The sequence below is a fragment of the Pseudomonas sp. ICMP 10191 genome, from assembly GCF_001467335.1.
GTDB classification, from domain to species: Bacteria; Pseudomonadota; Gammaproteobacteria; order Pseudomonadales; family Pseudomonadaceae; genus Aquipseudomonas; species Aquipseudomonas cerasi.
Genome location: NZ_LKGW01000110.1, coordinates 35,092 through 55,963, shown reverse-complemented (window position 1 = coordinate 55,963; position 20,872 = coordinate 35,092). Strand labels below are relative to the sequence as shown.

20 protein-coding genes, 1 tRNA gene and 1 pseudogene are annotated in these 20,872 nt (G+C 57.4%); 3 read left to right on the top strand and 19 right to left on the bottom strand.

The features are described from left to right. Positions 1 to 8: 8 nt before the first annotated feature. The 4 genes from fabF to AO388_RS14010 all read right to left on the bottom strand — a co-directional run bounded on the left by fabF (position 9) and on the right by AO388_RS14010 (position 6,212). Complete coding sequence (gene fabF, locus AO388_RS14025) at positions 9 to 1,298, bottom strand: beta-ketoacyl-ACP synthase II (RefSeq protein WP_058416622.1); 1,290 nt, start codon at positions 1,296 to 1,298, stop codon at positions 9 to 11. Positions 1,299 to 1,300: 2 nt separating this feature from the next. Further along, entirely contained in the window at positions 1,301 to 4,420 is a 3,120-nt protein-coding gene (locus tag AO388_RS14020; RefSeq protein ID WP_058416621.1) for an efflux RND transporter permease subunit, read from the bottom strand. Continuing rightward, positions 4,417 to 5,520, bottom strand: coding sequence for an efflux RND transporter periplasmic adaptor subunit (locus tag AO388_RS14015; protein WP_003432989.1), 1,104 nt, complete (start codon positions 5,518 to 5,520; stop codon positions 4,417 to 4,419). The genes AO388_RS14020 and AO388_RS14015 overlap by 4 nt, the downstream gene beginning before the upstream one ends. A gap of 77 nt (positions 5,521 to 5,597) precedes the next feature. Then, a complete protein-coding gene (locus AO388_RS14010; RefSeq protein WP_032609397.1) occupies positions 5,598 to 6,212 on the bottom strand; it encodes a TetR/AcrR family transcriptional regulator in 615 nt (204 codons plus the stop codon). 87 nt (positions 6,213 to 6,299) lie between these two features. Between AO388_RS14010 and AO388_RS14005 the strand changes: the two genes are divergently transcribed. Beyond that, entirely contained in the window at positions 6,300 to 7,772 is a 1,473-nt protein-coding gene (locus tag AO388_RS14005; protein ID WP_058416620.1) for an efflux transporter outer membrane subunit, read from the top strand. Between the two features lie 38 nt (positions 7,773 to 7,810). On the opposite strand, the gene AO388_RS14000 is transcribed toward AO388_RS14005, so the two are convergent. Further along, positions 7,811 to 8,902: an NADH:flavin oxidoreductase/NADH oxidase gene (locus AO388_RS14000; RefSeq protein ID WP_003367039.1), complete on the bottom strand. Its 1,092-nt coding sequence runs from the start codon at positions 8,900 to 8,902 to the stop codon at positions 7,811 to 7,813. Positions 8,903 to 8,961: 59 nt separating this feature from the next. On the opposite strand from AO388_RS14000, the gene AO388_RS13995 reads away from it, so the two are divergent. Continuing rightward, positions 8,962 to 9,297: an ArsR/SmtB family transcription factor gene (locus tag AO388_RS13995; protein ID WP_058416619.1), complete on the top strand. Its 336-nt coding sequence runs from the start codon at positions 8,962 to 8,964 to the stop codon at positions 9,295 to 9,297. 12 nt (positions 9,298 to 9,309) lie between these two features. On the opposite strand, the gene AO388_RS13990 is transcribed toward AO388_RS13995, so the two are convergent. From AO388_RS13990 to AO388_RS13980, 3 genes are all read right to left on the bottom strand, one after another. After that, entirely contained in the window at positions 9,310 to 9,873 is a 564-nt protein-coding gene (locus AO388_RS13990; protein ID WP_058396800.1) for a DUF6891 domain-containing protein, read from the bottom strand. 75 nt (positions 9,874 to 9,948) lie between these two features. Beyond that, complete coding sequence (locus AO388_RS13985; protein ID WP_058416618.1) at positions 9,949 to 10,518, bottom strand: hypothetical protein; 570 nt, start codon at positions 10,516 to 10,518, stop codon at positions 9,949 to 9,951. A 56-nt stretch (positions 10,519 to 10,574) separates the two neighbouring features. Next, positions 10,575 to 10,952 (bottom strand): hypothetical protein, encoded by a 378-nt coding sequence (locus tag AO388_RS13980; RefSeq protein WP_054081854.1) that lies wholly within the window; start codon positions 10,950 to 10,952, stop codon positions 10,575 to 10,577. Between the two features lie 179 nt (positions 10,953 to 11,131). On the opposite strand from AO388_RS13980, the gene AO388_RS13975 reads away from it, so the two are divergent. Then, positions 11,132 to 11,491, top strand: coding sequence for a hypothetical protein (locus AO388_RS13975; protein WP_058396802.1), 360 nt, complete (start codon positions 11,132 to 11,134; stop codon positions 11,489 to 11,491). A 127-nt stretch (positions 11,492 to 11,618) separates the two neighbouring features. Here the strand turns inward: AO388_RS13975 and AO388_RS13970 are convergent, their stop codons facing one another. The 11 genes and pseudogenes from AO388_RS13970 to ihfA all read right to left on the bottom strand — a co-directional run bounded on the left by AO388_RS13970 (position 11,619) and on the right by ihfA (position 20,872). Continuing rightward, on the bottom strand, positions 11,619 to 13,241 hold the full coding sequence (locus AO388_RS13970) for a methyl-accepting chemotaxis protein (RefSeq protein ID WP_032609426.1): 1,623 nt from the start codon (positions 13,239 to 13,241) through the stop codon (positions 11,619 to 11,621). Between the two features lie 580 nt (positions 13,242 to 13,821). Further along, positions 13,822 to 15,144 carry an MFS transporter gene (locus tag AO388_RS13965; protein WP_058416617.1) on the bottom strand — a complete coding sequence of 441 codons (1,323 nt, stop codon included), beginning with the start codon at positions 15,142 to 15,144 and terminating at the stop codon, positions 13,822 to 13,824. Between the two features lie 83 nt (positions 15,145 to 15,227). Continuing rightward, on the bottom strand, positions 15,228 to 16,106 hold the full coding sequence (locus tag AO388_RS13960; RefSeq protein ID WP_046719564.1) for an SMP-30/gluconolactonase/LRE family protein: 879 nt from the start codon (positions 16,104 to 16,106) through the stop codon (positions 15,228 to 15,230). 47 nt (positions 16,107 to 16,153) lie between these two features. Further along, the gene (locus AO388_RS13955; RefSeq protein ID WP_058416616.1) at positions 16,154 to 17,086 is read right to left on the bottom strand and encodes a 3-keto-5-aminohexanoate cleavage protein; all 933 of its coding nucleotides are present in this window, start codon (positions 17,084 to 17,086) and stop codon (positions 16,154 to 16,156) included. 90 nt (positions 17,087 to 17,176) lie between these two features. Beyond that, complete coding sequence (locus tag AO388_RS13950; RefSeq protein ID WP_058416615.1) at positions 17,177 to 17,965, bottom strand: SDR family oxidoreductase; 789 nt, start codon at positions 17,963 to 17,965, stop codon at positions 17,177 to 17,179. Then, a complete protein-coding gene (locus AO388_RS13945) occupies positions 17,962 to 18,684 on the bottom strand; it encodes a GntR family transcriptional regulator (RefSeq protein WP_058416614.1) in 723 nt (240 codons plus the stop codon). The genes AO388_RS13950 and AO388_RS13945 overlap by 4 nt, the downstream gene beginning before the upstream one ends. A 308-nt stretch (positions 18,685 to 18,992) precedes the next feature. Then, the gene (locus AO388_RS13940; protein ID WP_046265756.1) at positions 18,993 to 19,271 is read right to left on the bottom strand and encodes a hypothetical protein; all 279 of its coding nucleotides are present in this window, start codon (positions 19,269 to 19,271) and stop codon (positions 18,993 to 18,995) included. 313 nt (positions 19,272 to 19,584) lie between these two features. After that, positions 19,585 to 19,920: pseudogene (locus AO388_RS13935) on the bottom strand (type I restriction enzyme HsdR N-terminal domain-containing protein); the annotation flags it as partial. Between the two features lie 147 nt (positions 19,921 to 20,067). Beyond that, positions 20,068 to 20,144, bottom strand: a tRNA-Pro gene (locus AO388_RS13930). Positions 20,145 to 20,232: 88 nt separating this feature from the next. Continuing rightward, positions 20,233 to 20,589 (bottom strand): MerR family transcriptional regulator, encoded by a 357-nt coding sequence (locus AO388_RS13925; RefSeq protein ID WP_003315559.1) that lies wholly within the window; start codon positions 20,587 to 20,589, stop codon positions 20,233 to 20,235. Then, the gene (gene ihfA, locus AO388_RS13920) at positions 20,570 to 20,872 is read right to left on the bottom strand and encodes an integration host factor subunit alpha (protein WP_002553164.1); all 303 of its coding nucleotides are present in this window, start codon (positions 20,870 to 20,872) and stop codon (positions 20,570 to 20,572) included. Before ihfA ends, AO388_RS13925 begins: the two co-directional genes overlap by 20 nt.

Sequence of the window (20,872 nt, the reverse complement as noted above, 5' to 3'; positions counted from 1 at the left end):
GAAACGACTTACGGCATGCCTTCCCAGCGCCGAAAAAGAACGCTGGCATTGACCCCGCCGAATCCGAACCCGTTTGAAAGGGCGTGGACGATTTGGGTCTCTCGGGCCACCATGGCCACCAGGTCAAGCCCTTCGGCAGCCTCGTCCGGGTGAGTGAGGTTCAATGTGGGTGGCACGATTTGGTCTCTCAGTGCCAGCACTGTGAAAACTGCCTCGATTCCGCCGGCCGCACCCAGCAAATGTCCGGTGGCCGATTTTGTAGAGCTGATGGCGACGCCTGATCGAGCGCCGAACAATGAACGAATGGCAGCCAGCTCACCCTTGTCACCGACAGGCGTCGAGGTGGCGTGGGCATTGATATGCTGCACCTCATCAACCCCTGCGCCACCTTGATGCAGTGCTTGTTCCATCGCCCTGCGGGCACCGCGACCGTCGTCCGGTCCGGCCGTCAGGTGATAGGCGTCCGCACTGGTGCCGTAGCCTGTCAGTTCAGCAAGCGGCGTCGCGCCCCGCGCCAGGGCATGCTCCAGTGATTCGATGACCAGCAGGCCCGCCCCTTCAGCCATGACGAAACCGTCACGGTCCCGGTCAAACGGGCGTGAGGCCTCTTGCGGCCGACCCGTAAAGCTCGTGGAAAGCGCACGAGCCGCAGCAAAGCACCCCAGCGTGACGCGATCGATGGCGGCCTCGGCACCACCGCAGATTGCAATGTCGGCCTCACCGCTTCTGATCAACCGCGCTGCGTCGCCAATGGCTTGCACGCCGGCTGCGCAGGCAGTCACGGGGGCGCCCAACGGACCTTTAAAGCCATAACGGATGGAAATCTGGCCAGCCGCCATGTTCGCCAGAAAAGATGGCGCAGTGAATGGCGACAGTCTGCGAGGTCCACGTGTATCCGTGACACGCACAGCGTCGGCAATAGCGCCAAAACCGCCTACCCCCGACGCAATGACGGTCGCCGTTCGCTGCTGTTCCACCTCGGAGTCAGGATGCCAACCAGCCTGCGCGAGCGCTTCATGAGCAGCGACGAGCGCGAACTCGATGAAGCGGTCCATCTTCTTGCGCTCTTTCATCGGGATCACGCTATCCGGGGCATACCCGGCAACCGGGTCTTCCCCAAGGGTCGGCACCTGGCCTGCGACTGAAACACCGGTGCCATCACTGACACTGCCCGGCAGCAAGCCGATGCCCGAGCGGCCACCCAACAATCTGTGCCATACCTTCTCGACTCCGCACCCCAAGGGACTGACTATGCCGCAACCGGTTACGACGATCCGCTTTTGGACATATTGATTCATGATCAGATCCTCTTCATCTCTGTGCCCGTTGAGGCGTGACTGCTGGAGTTTGGGGGTAGCGATCCTCTATCCGGACGGATTTTGAACCAGATCGAATACATGGCTGGCAGGAACACCAGCGTCATCACAGTCCCGCCGAGGGTGCCTCCGATCAGCGTGTAGGCAAGCGTCCCCCAGAACACCGAATGGGTCAGAGGGATGAACGCCAGGATCGCCGCCAGTGCCGTGAGCAGCACCGGGCGTGCCCGCTGTACGGTTGCTTCGACCACCGCCTGAAACGGGTCGAGCCCTTGCTTTTCGTTGTGGTCGATTTGCCCGATCAGGATCAAGGTATTGCGCATCAGAATGCCGGACAGCGCGATCAGCCCGACGAGAGCGTTGATACCGAACGGCTGATTGAACAAAAGCAGTGTCGGCACAACACCGATCAACCCAAGTGGAGCGGTGAAAAACACCATCATCATCGCCGACATCGAACGCACTTGAAGGATGATGATCAGCAAGGTGACGGCAATCATGATCGGAAACAGCGGGGCCAATGCCGCAGTAGCCTTTGCCGATTCCTCTACTGATCCGGCCTGCTCGATCCGATAGCCCTCCGGGAGGCTGTCGATGATCGGCTGCAGTGCTTTCATGATCACGGCGGAGACATCCGGCGGTTGCAGATCTTCCGCGATATCACCGCGCACGGTGATGGTCGGCACACGATCTCTACGGCGCAGCATCGGGTCTTCCATACGCACTTCAACCACTCCGGCCTGCGACAGAGGAATGCGCTGACCGGCAGCCCCCACCAGCGTGAAGCCCTCGATCTTCGCGGGGTCCAGGCGGATGTCACCCGCCGCCCTGCCCATCACTTCCACCGAGCGGATATCTTCGCGTACAGACGTGACAGGGATGCCCGAGAGCAGGAACTGTAATTGCCGGGCTGCTGCGCTCGAGGTCAGCCCGACGGCCTGCAAGCGATCCTGATTCAGAGAGAAGTGCAGCGTAGGCACTCGCGTTCCCCAATCGCTGTTGACAGTGCGCATCATCGGACTCGCCGCCATGATGGTTTCGACCCGACTGGCGATCTCGCGCAATGTGTCAGGGTCTGGCCCGCGCACGCGATACGCCACAGGAAACGGCGAATAAGGACCGAACACGAGCTGTGTGACCCGGACCCGGGCCTCAGGTGCAAGCCCGTTAGCAACGGCCTCACGAATCCGCAGCTTGAGCGCTTCTCGTGCGTCCTGGCTTTCAGTCAGTACAACGATTTTTGCAAACGACGGATCCGGCAGCTCCGGCGCCATTGCCAGATAAAACCGTGGCGAGCCCTGTCCGATGTAGGACGTGACGATCTTCGCGGCATCCTGCTGTTGCAGCCACGCCTCTACCTTGGCGGTGGTTACGCTGGTCTGCTCGATGGATGTGCCATAGGGCATCTGCACTTCGATCAGTACTTCCGGACGATCGGAGGTCGGGAAGAATTGTTTCTTGACCGCCCCCATCCCGAGAACTGCCACGACAAATGCAGCGATCACCGCACCCGCCACCCACCACTTCCTGGCAATGACGTGGGCCAGAACCCGTCTGAAACGATTGTAATGCGCAGTGTCGTAGATGGCAGCGTGTCCGCCTTCAACCGGCTTGATTTCCGGCAGCATCTTCACCCCCAGATAAGGTGTGAAGACCACTGCAACTATCCAGGAGGCAATCAAGGCGATGCCGACAATCCAGAACATGTTGCTGGTGTACTCACCGGCAGTCGACTGCGCAAAGCCGTTCGGCATGAAGCCGATAGCGGTCACCAGGGTACCGGCAAGCATGGGCGCTGCGGTGTGGCTCCAGGCATAGGCTGACGCCTTGATCCGGTCGTAGCCCTCCTCCATCTTCACCACCATCATTTCGATGGCAATGATTGCGTCGTCCACCAACAGGCCCAGTGCCAGGATCAATGATCCCAGGGTAATCCGGTCAAAGTTCTTGCCCGTCGCTTCCATCACCACGAAGACAATGGCCAGCGTGAGCGGTACGGCTGCAGCGACCACCACACCGACTCGCCAGCCCATGCTGAGAAAGCACACCAGCATCACCACAAGCAGGGCGACGAAGAACTTGATCATGAACTCGTCAACCGCCGAACTGATGTTCACCGACTGGTCAGTGACCTTCGAAAGCGTCATTCCCAATGGCATGCCTTGATTGATTCTGGCTGTTTCCGCGTCCAGCGCCTTACCCAGGTCCAGACCATTCCAGCCGTCGCGCATCACGATGCCCAGCAACAGGGTCGGCTCGCCCTGATTGCGGACCAGAAAGGTCGCGGGGTCTTCGTAGCCGCGTTCCACTGTCGCCACGTCCTGCAGCTTCAGCGTTTTACCCCGCGCCACAATCGGCGTGTTGCGGATTTTCTCAAGGGTGTCGAAGGCACCGTCCAGACGTATAAACACCTGCGGCCCGCTGGTTTCAATCGAACCGGCGGGGGTCAGGACGTTCTGGTCGTTGAGCGCCGAAAAAATGTCCTGGGGAGCGATACCCAATGTTGCCAGCCGCTCGTGGGAGAACGACACGAAAATTCGTTCGGCTTGCTCGCCGATGATATTGATCTTCTTCACGCCCGGCACATGCAGCAGACGCTGGCGCAGTGACTCGGCATCGCGTACCAGCAGCCGCTGCGGCTCACCTTTTGCTTTCAACGCAAACAGCGCAAAGGTCACATCCGAAAATTCATCATTAACCAGCGGACCAATAACCCCCGCAGGTAACGACTTCGCGGCATCACTGAGTTTCTTGCGCGCTTGATAAAACTCTTCCTGCACCTGAGAAGGTGGGGTCTTGTCCTGGAATGAAACCATAGTGAATGCCAGACCCGGCCGGGTGTAGGTCTCGCTACGGTCGTACCACTTCAATTCCTGCATGCGTTTTTCAAGCGGCTCGGCGATCTGATCCTGCATCTCCTGAGCGGTTGCGCCAGGCCACGCAGAAATAACGGTCATTTGCTTGACGGTGAAAGGCGGATCTTCCGCACGCCCCAGTTTGAAAAATGAAAGCGTACCGGCCACGCCGATCAAAACAATCAGAAACAGCGTAATGGAGCGTTCGCGAACCGCCAGTGCAGAAAGGTTGAAACGTCCCGGATTCATGGTCGCGCCTCAGCGGTGATACTACCCTGCTGCACACGCACTTCTTCACCGTCATGAAGTAAATGCGTGCCCAATGCCACGACCTGCTCACCGGCCTCTAGACCACCACTCACGTTTGCCGAATCGTCACTCACACCCAGCAGTTGCACAGCGCGCCAGGTGACTTTTGCAGGCGTACCTGCGATGACCCAGACACCAGGGCCTCGACCCGGATCATGCAGAGCGGCAATGGGTATCGCCAGCGACTGCCGGGCAGGCTTGCCAACAGCGATATCGAGGGACACCGTTGAACCCAGAGGCGCACTGACGGTTGAACCCTCAAGCACATACCTGGCTTCAAAGGTACGCGTCAGCGGATCTGCTGCGTCAGAGAGCAGCCGCAGCCTTGCCGGTATGACGCTCGCACTGTTTCCATACAGTCTGGCCTCAGCCCGATCACCCATCGCCGGCCGCAAGGTTTCAGGCAGATGGACAATGGCTTCGCGTGGCCCGGCCTTTGCCAGCCTGACCACGGGCTGGCCTGCGCTGACGACCTGCCCAGGCTCGACCAGGGTGTCGACCACCACGCCGTCGGCGTCCGCCAGTAAAACGGCGTACCCGGTTGCGTTACGTGCCACGCTGGCCTGCGCTTGAGCCGCATTCAGTTCTGCCTTGGCGGTGTCGGCCAGGGATTTGATCCGGTCGTAGGCGGAAGCGGATATCGCACCAGCGACGACCAGGTCACGGTTGCGCGCTTCGTCATCTGCAGTCTGCCTGGCTCGCGCCACAGCGGCGGCAACCGCCTGCTGTTGGGCCTGAGCCTGAAGCCCAAGGTCAACGGGGTCCAGGCGCATCAGTGGCTCACCGCGCTTGACGGTCTGGCCGGTATCAACCAGGCGCTCGAGCACCTTCCCGGAAACCCGAAACCCCAGGTCGCTCTGAACCCGAGCGACCACGACACCTGTGAAAGAACGGAAGGCTTGATCAGCATTTGCAACAGTGGCCGCCCTTACCAGCGGCGGCTGGGTACGTGGATCGCGCACCCCGGACGACTCGCTGCACGCAGTCAGAAAGAGAGGCAATAACAGCAAGGCAGTGGTTTTGGGTCTGGACAGGAGCATGGGATCCCTTACTTGAAATCAAGTGAGCAGGGAAACGATTCTCCGTAAAGTGACCAAATTAGTCAATGGTCACAGCTTCATGGTGCCAGACTTCGCAGTATCAACGCCGACAGCTGGACCGGAGCCGTCGACACAATGTCGAGGTTGTATTGCAATTGCACCGGGTTGATGTACGGGCGCATGACCAGGTGAATGGCTTGAACGGCCTCGTCCAGAGGTGTCTTGCGCTCGAACTCTCCCGACTCCCTGCCTTCAAGAACGATTTGCTGGATGAGCTGGCGAATACGCTCGTCGTGCGCGGCAGCAGAAGGCCACTGATCGCGGCCTGCGACAGCGGCTATGTCATACAGCTTCCGGTCGTGAAAAAACAGATCGCTACCGGCTTCCACAAGCGAGCGGAACAGGCGGCGCAGCCTTTCGGAGGCCGTTGGCGCCTCGCTGATTGCCGAGTTCACCAGCGCCATGATCATGGCCAGCCGGTTCGAGCAAATCACTTCGCCAATGGCTTGCTTGGAGTCAAAGAACTTGTAGATGTAGGCCTTGGAAAAACCAATGGCTTTGGCCAGATCGGAGACCGTGGTTTTCTCATAGCCGTAGTGGCCGAAATGCTGTGTTGCCGCTTCGACAACCTGATCGCGAACGCTGTGGTCGGAGGGACCGCGCATTGGCGATGTTTTGATTTGATTAGTCATGTTTCCAGCTTAGCTATGTGAACACTCGTTGACAACAAGTGACCAAATCGTAATATAGTCACAACCTGATCACCTCAAGGAATTTCCATGCGCCCGATTTGTACTTATGTACTGGTCATGAGCACCGGCCTGCTGTCGGGCTGCGCCGTGGGCCCGGATTACCAGCGCCCGGATGCGCCCCTGCCTGACCGTTATCTGACTCAACCACATGGCGCTGCGAATATTACCGCGCATCCGCCTGTCAGTGCCGCGTGGTGGGACGGTTTTGATGATCCGTTACTGAGCAGCTTCGTGTCACGCGCACTGGCGCAGAACCTCGATCTCGCTCAAGCCCGTGCGCGGTTTGCTCAGGCACGCGCCGGAGCAGATGCGGCAACCGCCGCCCTGCTCCCATCGGGCAACATCGATGCACAGACAGCTCGCGCGCAGCAATCGGTAGAGACTCCACTCGGTCAGGTCCTGAACTCGACACCTGGCTACGATCGTTATGGCAATTCCTATGAAGCCAATCTGACGGCAAGCTGGGAGCTGGACGTTTTTGGCGGTTTGAGACGCAGCCGACAGGCTGCACTGGCTGAATATCAAGCTTCGCAGGCAGGTGTTGCGGCTGCCAGGCTGGCTGTGGCAGCCCGGACCGCTGATACCTACATCACCGTCCGTGGTCTGCAAGCCAGACTGGCAATCGCGAACCGACAGGTTAAAACCCGGCAGGACCTGCTGGAAAAAGTCCAGCTCCTTCATGAGCGTGGTCTGTCCCCGGAATATGAAGCTCGTCAGATCGAAGCGGAGCTTTTACAGGTGCAGGCAACAGTGCCTATTCTGCAAACAGGTCTCGACGCGGCGATGAACGCGCTAGATGTGATGTTGGGCGTGCCGCCTGGCACTCACCGGAGCTCTCTGGCTGAAACAGGTCGAATCCCACACGCACCCGAGCTCACGTCGACAGGAACGCCAGCCGATCTTCTCCGTCGCAGACCTGATCTGATCGTGGCCGAGCGGCGCCTCGCCGCTTCGAACGCACGTATCGGCGTGGCGATCAGCGAGTATTACCCCAAGCTCTCACTCAGCGCACTGCTGGGCAGCGCCACAGCCGTGTCGAGCGGCAACCTGTTTAGCGATGGTGCCAGTCAGTCAGCAGGTATTTTGGGGCTTCGCTGGAGGCTTTTTGATTTCGGCCGGGTGAACGCCCGGATCAGACAAGCCAAAGGACAAGAGGCAGAAGCTCTGGCGGCTTATCGACAGTCAGTTTTGCGCGCCACTGAGGACGTTGAAAACGCTTTTTCTTCGTTGATCAGCCGCGAAACTCAAGCTGCAATGCTGGGTAAAGGAGAAACTGCACTTGCTTCAGCCCGGCAATCCTCATTTGCAAGCTACAGCAAAGGTGCTGCCAGTTTGATCGAGGTTCTGCGCGCTGACGAGAAATTGCTGCAGGTCGCTGACGCCAAGGCGCAGGCACAGGTCGAATCCGCACAGGCGGCGGTCGCCGTCTTCAAAGCGCTGGGTGGTGGTTGGCAAATGCCTTCCACCACTTCACCTGAAGAGAGGATGCCTACGCTGTAGGTGTCACCAACGAACGCATCCTTTCAGATCAGGCGTACTCAGCGATAACGTTCAAGCCAGTGAGCGTAAGGCGCCGGCAAGGTCCAGGCCGACTTTTCAACGCCCAGTTCTTTCGCCGCGAAATAGGCCCAATGAGGATCGGCCAGATGCGCACGGCCAATCGAGACCAGATCGAGCTGGCCTGACTTGACCGCCTCTTCAGCCAGCTTCGGCTCGCCGAAGCCCCAGGCGCTGGTCACTGCAATATCCGCTTCACGACGCACACGCTCGGCGATCGGTCCCATGAACGCAGGCCCCCACGGAATGTTGGCGTCCGGCGTGCTGAAACCGACGCTGACGCTCAACAGATCCAGCCCGCCAGCCTTGAAGCGGCGCGCCAGTTCGATTGACTCGGCAAGCGTCTGCTCGTCGCGACCGTCGTATTCGATCACGCCAAAACGTGCGGTGAGCGGCAGGTTCTCAGGCCACACTTCACGCACTGCGGCCAGGGTTTCCAGCAGGAAACGGCTGCGGTTATCGAAGCTGCCGCCGTACGCATCGGTGCGTTGGTTGGAGTGCTCGGAGAAGAAGCTCTGCCCCAGGTAGCCGTGGGCAAAATGCAGCTCGATCCATTCAAAGCCGGCATCGCGGGCGCGACGCGCAGCATCGACGAAGTTCTGGCGAACACGCGCGATGTCGTCCAGGGTCATGGCGCGCGGGACTTTCGGCAGGTTGGCACCGAACGCAATGGCGGACGGAGCGATAGTGTCCCAGCCACGCGAATCGGAAGCAGCGATGTGGTCATCACCTTCCCATGGACGATTGGCACTGGCCTTGCGACCCGCGTGTGCAATCTGAATACCCGGCACGCAACCTGCGGCCTTGATGGCTTTGACGACAGGTACGAATGCCTGTGCCTGTTCATCGTTCCAGATACCGGTGCAACCGGGAGTGATACGTCCTTCCGGCGCAACGGCGGTAGCTTCGACCACCAACAGACCAGCACCTCCACGTGCCATGCTGGCCAGGTGCACGTGGTGCCAGTCGTTGATGACACCTTCGGTTGCCGAGTACTGGCACATCGGAGGAATGGCAATTCGGTTGCGCAGCGTAACGTCTTTCAGTTTGAAGGGTTCGAACAATGCAGACATTGGAAAGCTCCCGTAGGCCAGATGACTTTTGATTTCAGTTGTTCGATGGTAATCGAACTATGGCAATAAACGGAAGCCTTGATATCATCCCCTCCATGCGAACCTTCCAACACCCCGATCCTGAAGACCTAACACTCGAACGCTTACTCTATGCCTTGAGTGATCCCGTTCGCATGGGAATCGTGCGCTGCCTGGCCGGCGTCACAGAAGCCACCTGCGGCGAACTGGACGGCGGACGCCCTAAATCGAGCATGTCCCATCATTTCCGTGTGCTGCGCGATGCCGGGCTTGTACAGACGCGCAACGTGGGCACCATGCACATGAACTCGCTACGCAAACAGGTGCTTGAGAGCCGGTTCCCGGGTCTGCTGGACAGTATTCTGGCTCAGCATTGATGTGACAAGGCATCAGCCCTGAGACAGCCTGCGCTGCCATTTCATTGCATGAATTTCGATGCGCTGCTCGTCAGTTTCATTCCAGGTCACCTGAAAGCCGGCAGTTCTCAACGCTCCGCACACCTTTTGACCAACGCCGACGCCTTTCAAGGGATCATCATCTAGCGAACCGAAAGCGATCATCAGCTCGCCGCCTTCAACCACACGCTCGACATCTTGCCCGTGATAGAAACAGTAGCCATGATAATGACCGTCTGGCGCGTCATGATCAGCCTGGGCAACCTCCGAGTATCCATCCGACATCGTGTAACCCGCGTTGGACAGCGCACAGATCCCCGCTTCATGCAGATGGTAAAAAACAACGTCCAGTCGATCACAATCGGTGATCTTCGGCCAGAGGCGTTCGGCTTCGAGCTTTTGCTTAAGCTCCTGCGCAATAAAGGCTTTCAGCACCGCGACGTCGCAATCGTCGTCAATGATGTCTTCGATCATCTCATCCATCTCTTGCGCACTGTAAAACCCGGACCAGACCCAGATTTTGATGCTGTCAGTAACATACTGTTCACTTTCGTTCATCGGCGTGTCTTCCTTGTGAAATTCAAGCGGACAGCGTGGGGACGGTCAGGCCGGATCATCGCGCGGTTGCAGCCACTAACTATGTTTTATGGCGAAATCCCACTCACCAAAACATGCTGACTCATGCAAGACAGGCAAAGTTTCGACGGAGTCGAGAGACAGCTCATAAACCAAGCGGGTGCAATCGCCATTCGCTTCCACCAAGCCTGTGAAGCCCATTGAATAAAGTCCTGATGAGACTTCAAGGTAGTCGGCGTTGCCGAGCCCAAGAGCACGCTGATCTTTGAAATTCAGGAAGAATGCAGGATCCCAGTCCATCAGCGCATACAGATCTGCAACCACCAACACACCCGATTCGATTCTCAATGGAATACCGTTGTGCTGAATAACCGCTCCGGGAAGCTCGATTGGCAAATCGTCGCTCTTTTCACTCAAGCGAAACAGATAGTGCGCTTCAGGAATTTCATACATCGGCAAGACCACACCAGCTTGTACGGCCACCCGCCCCACTTCACTCTCTTCGATGAAAAACGCAAACAGATCGCCAACTTCCGGGCAGTACGCTGCGGCAAACCGGCACAACACAGCCGGATCAAAGATGACCGCCCCAGCAGTGAATGTCTCTATATTTGCCTGATTTTTCATAGGGCTATCCGATGTACGTATTGATCAGCGATGAATAATTGAGGGCTCAGGGCGTCTCAGGGCTGATGGGGGAAATTGCCACGAACGTATAGGTCAAGTAATCCGGTCACCCATGATGGGGGGGCCTGGATCGCCAGGTGATGAGCGATCAAGCCAAAGTCATCGGAGACATAGCCGGCAAGATCGGCATTTCGCGAGATTGATAAGACCTCTTTGAATACATGCTCTCTGAGCAGGTTGATCGACTCAGTCATATCACGAGCTAAAGGTGTTGCCTGCAAGGCGACATGATGCAGGGTCCATAACTGATCAAAAAATTCATCATCCCTGGCATCAAGCACTCGGTCCCAGTCAGCCTCACAGGCACAGAGCGTTTGGAAGAATGACGGTGGGCGAACCAGCTCCCATAACCCGTCCAGATTATCGGCACTCACAAGACCAGCATCCGCAGAACCAGAAAGGGAACATGGTTCAGGTTTGTATCACTCATAAGATAGTTCTCTAGCCTATTCGCTGTCAGATGGGTAGCTTACCAAGCCCATTACGAAACCTGGCTAACGGACAAAGGGCTCACTACTCTTCAGCCTTTCCAGCGCGAGCATCATGCAGAGAAATGAATCAACATTTCTACACGACAGCAGAACGCATCCAGCAATTGCGGCAGCTCGAACGCGGCCTTGCTAACCTGGTCCCCTTCTCAATACGTATGGGACTTGCACAAACGCCCCATTATGAAGATGCACTACGTCGCACTAGGATCCTGCTGGAAACCGGTTTTAATCAAGCAGACCTGACCAGCCTGGCACGCGCCATTCCGGACGTTTTTCATCGGGGTCGAGACTGGGAAGCACAATACCTGGTTAAAAAGCCGGATGGTTCCTGGGGCTTTTCCGAAGAATACCTGAACATTCAAGCACGGCTTGGTCCCGTCATGCAGGCGGTCGATGCCTTGCGCACGCTTGGGTATTACTGAGCAAGCAGCACCGCATAAAGGCCCGGCGGACACCGACTATGAGCAATCATAAAAACCCCGGGATTAGCCATCGACTAATCCCGGGGTTTTCAGCAGCCTAAGCGTGTTTACGAGCAGTCCTCAGACCTTAAAGCCGAAACTTGCCCACTTCCGTCTGAAGGCTGGTGGCGAGGGTCTTCAGGCCGCCGCTGGTCTTGAGCAGTTCCTGAACCGACATGTTGTTCTGTTCAGCCATTTGCGCAGAACGCTCGACGTTACGCGCGACATCCTGGCTCGCTGCGGTTTGCTCACGCAGCGCGAAGGATATCTGGTCGACCACCTGCAGAACCTTGCCCGAACTGTCGCGAATCTCGATGATCGCTTGACCGGCGGTGCCCGCCATTTCGACGCCTTCGTTCACTTCCTGAACGCCGCTACGCATGCTCTCGACGGTCTCCCGTACGCCCGCCTGAATTTTCTCGATCATCCCGGCGATTTCCTTGGTGGATTTGCCAGTGTTCTGCGCCAGCAGGCGTACCTCGTCAGCAACCACTGCGAAGCCACGGCCTTGCTCACCGGCCCGAGCAGCCTCGATGGCAGCGTTGAGAGCCAGCAGGTTGGTCTGGTCGGCAATGCCCTGAATCACGCTGACGATCGATGAAATGTGCTCGGAGTGCTGACCCAGGCCTGCGACCTGAGTAGAAGACAGCTGCACGGTCCGGGCGATGCCATTCATGCTGGACAAGGTGTTTTCGATGACCTGCGCACCATCTTTCGACTGCTGCCCCGAACGGCTGGCGAGTTCATGCGCCTCGTCGGCGTTTTCGGAGACGTGATGGATGCTGACGGTCAGTTCTTCGATCGTGGCCGCCATCGCCGAGGCGGACGTCGACTGTTCCTGGATCGCACCGGACAGTTGCTCGGACGCACCGGAAATCTGTTGTACGGCAACGACCAGTTGATTGGCGGCCTGGCTGATCTGTTGAATCATCTCGCGCAGACGATTCTGCATACGATCAAAAGCTTTCGGCAGTTCATCGTGACTGCTGGTGTCGATCACGGTATCCAGCTTGCCATTGGCAATTGCTGTTGCGGCATCAATGGCCAGTTGCAGGCGCGCCGTGGTGCTGCGTCCCAGTGCCGCGGCCAGTATCATCGCCAGAACGGCAGCTGCCAGGCCACCGCACATCAGGATCATGATCGCGAGCCGCTTGGCATCCGCCATTTCCTGGCTGCGTTGAAGCAGCAACTTCTGCTCGGTGCCGCTGATCTCAGCCAGCAGAGCGCGCATGCTGTCCATTTTGGCTTTGTCAGCCCCCGAGGTGATGCGTGCATCCAGTTCATCATCAGCCGCATTGCGTGCTGTCAGATCGCGGCGCAGGGCGATGATCGGATTGATATCCTCGTCAAGCCAGCGCTTCTGGGTTTCACCCAGTGCAGCCAAGCGGCGCTGCTGCTCCGCATTGTCGGCTGTCAGGCGCTTGAGCGAATCGAGCTCTTCGGTGAAGCGCTTTTCCCCCGCCACCAATGGCTCCAGAAACGCATCCTTCGAGGCAATGACAAAGCCGCGCATGCCAGTTTCGATATTGATCAGCTGTTCAAGGGCAAGTTGAGCTTCGCTCAGCACTTGGTACGTATGGACATTGCTGTTGGTGGCTTCCTCGACCTGCTCGAAGCCTCTGTAAGCACTCGCGACAAGGACGGCGATAAATACGATGATCGCGGCAAAGCTGAAGTAAAGCTTTTGCGAGATGCTGAGTTTGCTGAACATGATGTCGATCCTGAACATAGCCGTTCCGTGGCTTGCATGGTGGGCGTTATCGCTCGTAAAAATGGGCTGAACCAACTTTTATGATTGATGTCATTGAGATATTACTCATGTCGCCCGCCAGCTCAGTAACTTTAGAGACCGTCATTTCATCAAACCTGAATAAAGGCTCTAATTCCACCCAACCTGTTGATATTAAAGGTTAAAAAATTTTTATTACACTCGGCATTTCATTCGCTGTACAACTCAAAAAACTTGACGGTCCAGTTTTTATGACGTCAATTTTTTGCCTCTGATAGTCAAGGCATGCTCTGATCGCGACAACTCAGATGTCGCTGCACAACAAGTAATGCCAGGAAAAAGTAATACTTTATTCTTCCACTCCCATTGGCTGTATGGTCCGGCAAACGCATGCTGACGCTCTTGAAAGTGGCACTTTTTGGCTGATACGGGGACAGATGTTGAGAACTGACGTTCTCTTTCTGGTCCCCGCAGGCCGACGCATGTGTGCAGATACAGCGCGTCATTACAGAGTGACTTCCCGTTCTGAAAGATCAAAACCAAGTGACCTTCCTTGTCACCCTTACACGCTCCGCTGCGCTGTCAGCAATTCCGGACGGTGTGAAAACAGTTGCAAAAACGCCCCGCCCAACGCGCAACCGGCCATCACGAAAAAGCACACGGTATAACCGCTGAGGCTGGTCCAGCCGCCGCCCATGGAAATCAGCGTCCCCATCAGCACCGGGGCAATACCGCCGCCGATGAACATCGCCGTGGTGATGATCCCGTTGGCTGTAGAGGTTGCCGAAGGTTGTGCAGAGTCGGAAGCGACTGCGTAGTAGATGGGCCAGACGGCATTGGCGACCAGGCCGAAAAGCAACTGCACGGCGATGACGATCAGGATGGTGTTGGCGAAGTAAAAGGCCCCGACACTGAGCGCCATCCATATGCCACAGATGATCAAGGTGATGCGCCGGCCGATGATGTCCGACAGCGAAGGCCAGATCAGTTGCCCGAGAATGCCGGTCAACGTGAACACCACGCTCATCCCCGCCGACTCGGCCAGCGACAGGTTGAGGATGTTGTACAGATAGGCCGGCAGAACAATATTGACGCCCATGTACACCACCTGCGTGAGCAGGGTGTTACCGGCAGTCAGGGCGATATTGCGGTTACTCAGCGTCGCTTTTACCAACTTCCAGACCTGGCCTTTTACATTGGTCGACGGCGTGCTGTCCGGCGGGGTCATGCCTTTGGCAGCGATGTCCACGTACAGTTGAGTAATGCGCTCGGCCGTGGAGTAGCGTGCCCAGAAGATCATCAGTGGCAACGCAACCACGAAGGCGAAGAAGAACACATAACGCCAGTTTTCCTCACCGTAGGTGCTGATCACGAAACTGGCGACAATGCCGCTGAGCATCGCGCCGATGGGGTAACCGGTATGGTGCGCGCCCAAGGCAAAACCACGGCGTTCAACAGGCCACCACTCGGCAGTGTTGCTGACGCCGACCGGTTCGCCCCAGCCAGCGCCCAGGTTCACCCCGACCCGCAAGGCAATGAAACTGGCGAGGTTGCCACTCAATGCCTTGAAGCCCGACAAAAACGACAGCGCGGTGTAACCCAGTACCAACGGCACCTGAAAGCGCGCCCGTTTCCAGCCCCCGCCGTAACGATCACTCCAGATGGAGCCGGGTATATCGAGAACGGCCAGCGCCAGCATGACCACCGTAGCTACCGTCCCCCACTGGTCCGCAGACAGGTCGAAATGCTTGGAAATCGTTGGGCCCAGACGCAAGACGATCTCGCGATCGTAGGCATTCAGAATCCAGATCATCCAGCAGACCAGCAACGACACCCACGAAAAACGATGAATCTTGCCCAGCGATGCGTTCTTGTTATTTGGCATGGGAAATCTCCAGGCGTGCCGCACACGCCCCTGCGAGAAAGGGTCCAGTCGTCCTTAACGTTCAGGTTCAGTCTGTCGACGGGTTAACTGGCAAAGCGCCGCTCGGCGATGCCTTTCACACCCAGTCCGGTGATGGCGAACAGGGCACCGCGTTGCTGGCCATCTTCCGGAAAGCGCGGCAATGGCGGCTTGGCCATGGAGGTGACAAACAATGTGTCCAGATTCGGGCCGCCGAAGGTCAGACTGGTCACTTTTTTCACCGGCATGTCGATGATGCGATCCACCTGCCCGTCGGGGGTGTAACGCACCAGTTTTCCGGCATACACCAGCGCTTGCCACAGACAGCCTTCGGCATCCACGGTGCAGCCATCCGCCGCCCCTCCGCCTGAGGTGTCGACCTTTGCAAACGTACGTCTGTCGGCGACTGCGCCGCTGGCGTTGTCGTAATCGTAGGTCCAGATCTCCCCTGACCAGGTGTCGGCGAAATAAAAGGTTTCCCCGCCCGGACTCCAGCAAGGACCGTTCGACACGATGATGCCTTCATCCAGAGTGTGCAGGCTCAGGTCCGGATCGAGGCGATACAGCTTGGCGCTGGCCTGATCCTCCTGCGTGTCCATCGAGCCCACGATGAACCGGCCCTGCCGATCGACCTTGCCATCATTGAGTCGATTGTTCGGCAGCCCCGGTTCGGGGTCGACGATCAGCTCGAGATCACCGCTCGGCAAGTCAAGGTTGTAGATACCCGTCTGCAACGCCACGAGCGCCGCATCGCCGTGCTTGCGCAAGGCCATGGAGCCGATTTTCTGACCGACATCCCAGGCGCGCAGTTCGCGCCCGTCGTCGGTGCAGCGCAGAACGCGGCCGTCGAAGCTGTCGATCCAGTACAGGCGCTGTTGCTCGACATCCCATACCGGGCCTTCGCCCAGCGTGGTCTTAACGTCGACAACGATTTCGATACGCATTTTTCACCTCTGTCTTGTTGTTATTGAGATGACACATTTTGCGACGACTAGAAATTAACCTTGTCCTGTCCCTTCAGATCTAGCATTTCACGGGCTTGGTCCGGCGTTGCCACCTGCCCGCCCAGCGCTTCGATCACCGTGCGGATACGCTTGACCTGATCGGCATTGGACGCCGCCAGTTTGCCCGGTCCATCCCACAACGAATCCTCCAGACCGACCCGCACATGGCTGCCCATCGACAGGCCCATGGTGCCCAGCGGAATCTGATTGCGACCGGCCCCCAGGATCGACCACTGATAGGCATCGCCAAACAGGCGATCAGCCGTACGGCGCATATGCGCCAAATCTTCAGGATGCCCGCCGATACCGCCACGCAAACCGAATACCGACTGTATGAAAATCGGTGCCGTGAGCAACCCGCGCTGCAGGAAGTGCGCTGCGGTATACAGATGACCGATGTCGTAGCATTCAATTTCAAAGCGTGTGCGGTTTTCGGCGCAGGTATTGAGGATGTGCGCGATATCGCGGAAGGTGTTGCGGAAAATCCGGTCGTCGCTGTCGGCCAGATAAGGACGCTCCCAGTCGTGCTTGAATTCGCTGTAGCGATCGAGCATTTCGTACAGCCCGAAGTTCATTGACCCCATGTTCAACGAGGCCAGTTCCGGCTTGAGCTGCGCCACCGGTTGCAGGCGCTCCTCCACGCCCATGGTCGGCGCGCCGCCCGTGGTGATATTGATCACCACGTCGCTCTTGGCCTTGATCTGCGGCAGGAACTGCCGAAACAGATCGACATCCTGACTGGGCCTTCCGTCACGTGGGTCGCGGGCGTGCAAATGAACGATCGAGGCCCCGGCCTCGGCGGCACCGATGGCTGCATCGGCTATTTCCTGCGGCGTGATCGGCAAATGAGGCGACATCGACGGCGTGTGGATCGCACCCGTCACTGCGCAGGTGATGATGACCGGACGTTTCTTGGGCATGAGCATTCTCCATTCTTGTTGTTGGCGAGAAGTCTGATGTGGAACATGACTCGGAAGATGTCCGGTCATCGTTGCTATCGGGCCGAATCCTCAGAGGTACTCGACGTTGCCATCCACACTGATGGCCTGACCCGTGACGTTGCGGGCGGCGGGCGAACACAGAAAGAGCGCCATCGCAGCAACATCCTCGGCGGTGACCATGCGCTTGAGCGAAATCTTTTTCAGGTACTCCTCGCGCATCTCCTCCTCCGGCACGTTCATCTGCTGTGCACGGGCCCGAATCACCCCGTCCATGCGCGGACCTTCGACGATACCCGGCAGCAAGGCATTGACGCGGATATCACTTTCACCCAATTCGGACGCCAGCGACTTCATCAGCCCGACAATCGCCCACTTGGTCGCGGCATACGGGGTGCGCCAGGCATAGCCCAGGCGACCAGCGACCGAGGCGATATGGATCAGGTGAGCGTTGGGTGAGTCCTTGAGCAACGGCACCGCGTGATGAGCGAAGCGGTACTGCCCAGTGAGATTGATATCAATGGTGCGCTGCCACTCTTCTTCGCTGATAGCATCAATACCTGCCGTAGGGCCAGCGATTCCGGCGTTATTGATCAGCACATCAAGACCGCCGAACTGTTCACGCTGCACCCTGAACACCGCTTCGATCTGCACCGGATCAGCAACGTCTGCGCGCGTGGCAACGCTGCCTGGATGGCGATCAAGGAATACCGCAATGGCCGCCTCGCTGACATCACACACATGTACCTTTGCCCCGGCTTCCATATAAGCCGCCGCCAACACCTCACCGATCCCGGCGGCACCACCGGAAATCAGGACGCGCAGCCCTGTGTAGGGAACCAGCCGATTGAGAACACTCATGCTTTTTTCACTCCCGAGACCCGCGACCTGGAGCGGTCGCTCTTTGCGATCAGGCGTGTCAGAGAGTCGGCAGCCTGCATGATGTCGTCGGTGACCGCTGCACGAGCGGCCGCCCCATCACGCGCCGCCAACGCCTCGACGATACGGTTGTGTGCTTCCATCGAACGCTGAAGATGCGCCTTGTCAGGCGCAACCAGCGCGAAACACGGACCGATGTGCAGCCAGAAATTCTCCACTGCTGCAACGATCAACTCAGCCTTGGCGACCGCATAAATGCGCCGGTGAAAGGCAAAGTTGGTCCACAGATAGAGCGCGACATCAACGCTGTCAGCAGCCGTCTGCATCTGCCCGCAGAGCTGGCTGATGTCGGCAAGATCGGCGTCGTTGATCAGAACCGCGGCTTTCTCGGCCAACAGCCCCTCCAGCGCGACCCTGGCATCACGAATTTCACGCAGCCGCTCCGGGGTCATCATGGGTACGCGAAGACGAGCGGTTTCGGTGACTTCGAAGGCGTTCTCGGCACTGAGGCGATTCAACGCCTCGCGCACCGGCATCGGACTGGAACCCAGCGCCTCGGCAAGACCACGGATCGTCAGCTTTTGACCCGGCTGAAAGCGCCCGCTCATCAGTGCTTCACGGATCTGCCGGTAGACTTGGTCCTGGAGGGTATCGCGAGAGACCTGCCGCATGGCGGGCAGGAGGATCGGAAGGTCTGTCATGGGAGTGACTCATATTGGCTTTCTTATGGAGCAAATATGTGATCACAAATAACATATGTCAAATTGTTTTTTTGGAGGTGGTGTGCACCTTAGTCGGAGCTCGCGTCGCAGGCACACGCGCAAAGCGTTGGTGCAGGGGAACGTCGCCACGGCTTTTAGGTAACAGCTATTGGCTATTCCGAGTGGCTGGATGAGGACGCTGGCACGGGGCTGTGCCTCTTATAAAAAGCGACAGGCCTTTTATGTGCAAGCAAGCAGCGCGAGAAGGTTTCAGCCCCCAATACCGCGTTTTACATAGGTCTTAAGGTTCAAAGCCAAGCGAATAAAAACTTGATATTGATGCCGATGATAATCAATGCCGTCAGCAGACCGGGTAAACGCCAAAGGCCAAGCAGCAGAAACAGGAAAGGATTTAAAAGGCCTATCAGAATCAGGACAACCGTGTGGATCCCCGAGCCTTCCGAACCAAGCAGGTCCCAAATCAGCACCCCCACCCATATCGCCCAACACGCATACATGGTTATACCGTCGACCCGGTAAAAGGCACGCTTGAAAGCACTTCCCAAGGTATCGGAATCATTGAGCATCAGTGCATCCATACATAAATTGATCTGCTCGATAGTAGCCGAACCGAATCGCGAAGCTCCAATAGGCCTCTCAAACTGAGCCTCAGCGGCGGGAACAAGTCATGCCAATTCAAGAAAAGTGGGGGCGTCAGATTAGCAGAAAAATATGATTGACTAGGGCCTGACAGCCTCACCTATTGATCCATGAGATAGTTTTGAAACGGGACTAGTGCTCGGATCCTTGATATCTGATGGAGGCTGCGTTTAGTAATCTTGTCAGTTCCGCATAGACCTCATCGCTCGCCACTGAGAATCTCCGATTTTACTGCCCTGAATCGCCATTACTGCTAATAGCAAAAGGAGCGTCCAGCATTTCTGAATACGACAATGCCTGCTGCATGCCATGCCCAACGGAAAACTTAGCCTGTTTGGCCTCAAGTACAGCGATCGGCACATCTGGACGGGCATATAGCACGAAGTCGGCGCGCTTCGGACCACCTTTAGCTTCGGGATTCTTGATGCGCACAGCAAGCTTTCCACGCACCATAACTCGGCCGTCAGTGAGATTAACCTCTTCACGAAACTGATGCTGCTGCCAACCTGCCTGCTGGATGGCTGGGGTTATGAACTTGGTGCAAATATCCCGCTCAGACAGGTGCCTCTTATCCATGATGCGCCACCCTAGATGCTATGCCCGCCAGTCCTGAACTATTGTGCAGTCAATCTCAATTGGCAACTAATTGGCAACCAAAAACGGTAAATCGCATAAATGACAAAGCCCGGCCGCTTCCGAACCGAGCTAAGTCATTGAAAAATATGGTCGGGACGGAGTGATTCGAACACTCGACCCCTAGCACCCCATGCTAGTGCGCTACCGGACTGCGCTACGCCCCGACTAGGCGTGTATCTGTTTTGCAACGTGCGAAAACGTTGAGGAATATACCCTAAGCATTTGAATTTTGGAAGTATCCTGACTGCTCAATTACGCCTTGAGCATGACGAGTACGTCTTCCAGCTCGGCAATCATCTCCCGAATCATCTGCTTGTACTGCTGAGTATCATCCTTCGGTTCACCGCTGGTGAGACGAAGTCGGGCGCCACCGATGGTGAAGCCCTGATCGTAGAGCAGGCCGCGGATCTGGCGGATCATCAGCACGTCCTGGCGCTGATAATACCGACGGTTTCCGCGCCGCTTGACGGGGTTGAGTTGAGGAAACTCCTGCTCCCAATAACGCAGAACGTGCGGTTTTACCGCGCAGAGCTCGCTGACCTCACCGATGGTGAAGTAGCGTTTGCCGGGGATCGGCGGCAGCTCGTCGTTATGACTTGGTTCCAGCATATGCCTCAACTCGGGCCTTCAGCTTCTGCCCTGGACGAAAGGTGACCACACGGCGCGCCGTAATCGGAATCTCTTCACCGGTCTTGGGATTTCTCCCAGGCCGCTGGCGCTTGTCTCGAAGGTCGAAGTTGCCGAAACCTGACAACTTCACCTGCTCGTTATCTTCCAGAGCGTGCCTGATTTCTTCAAAAAACAGTTCGACCAGTTCCTTGGCTTCCCGTTTATTCAGGCCCAGCTCTTCGTACAGACGTTCGGCCATCTCAGCTTTCGTCAGAGCCCCCAT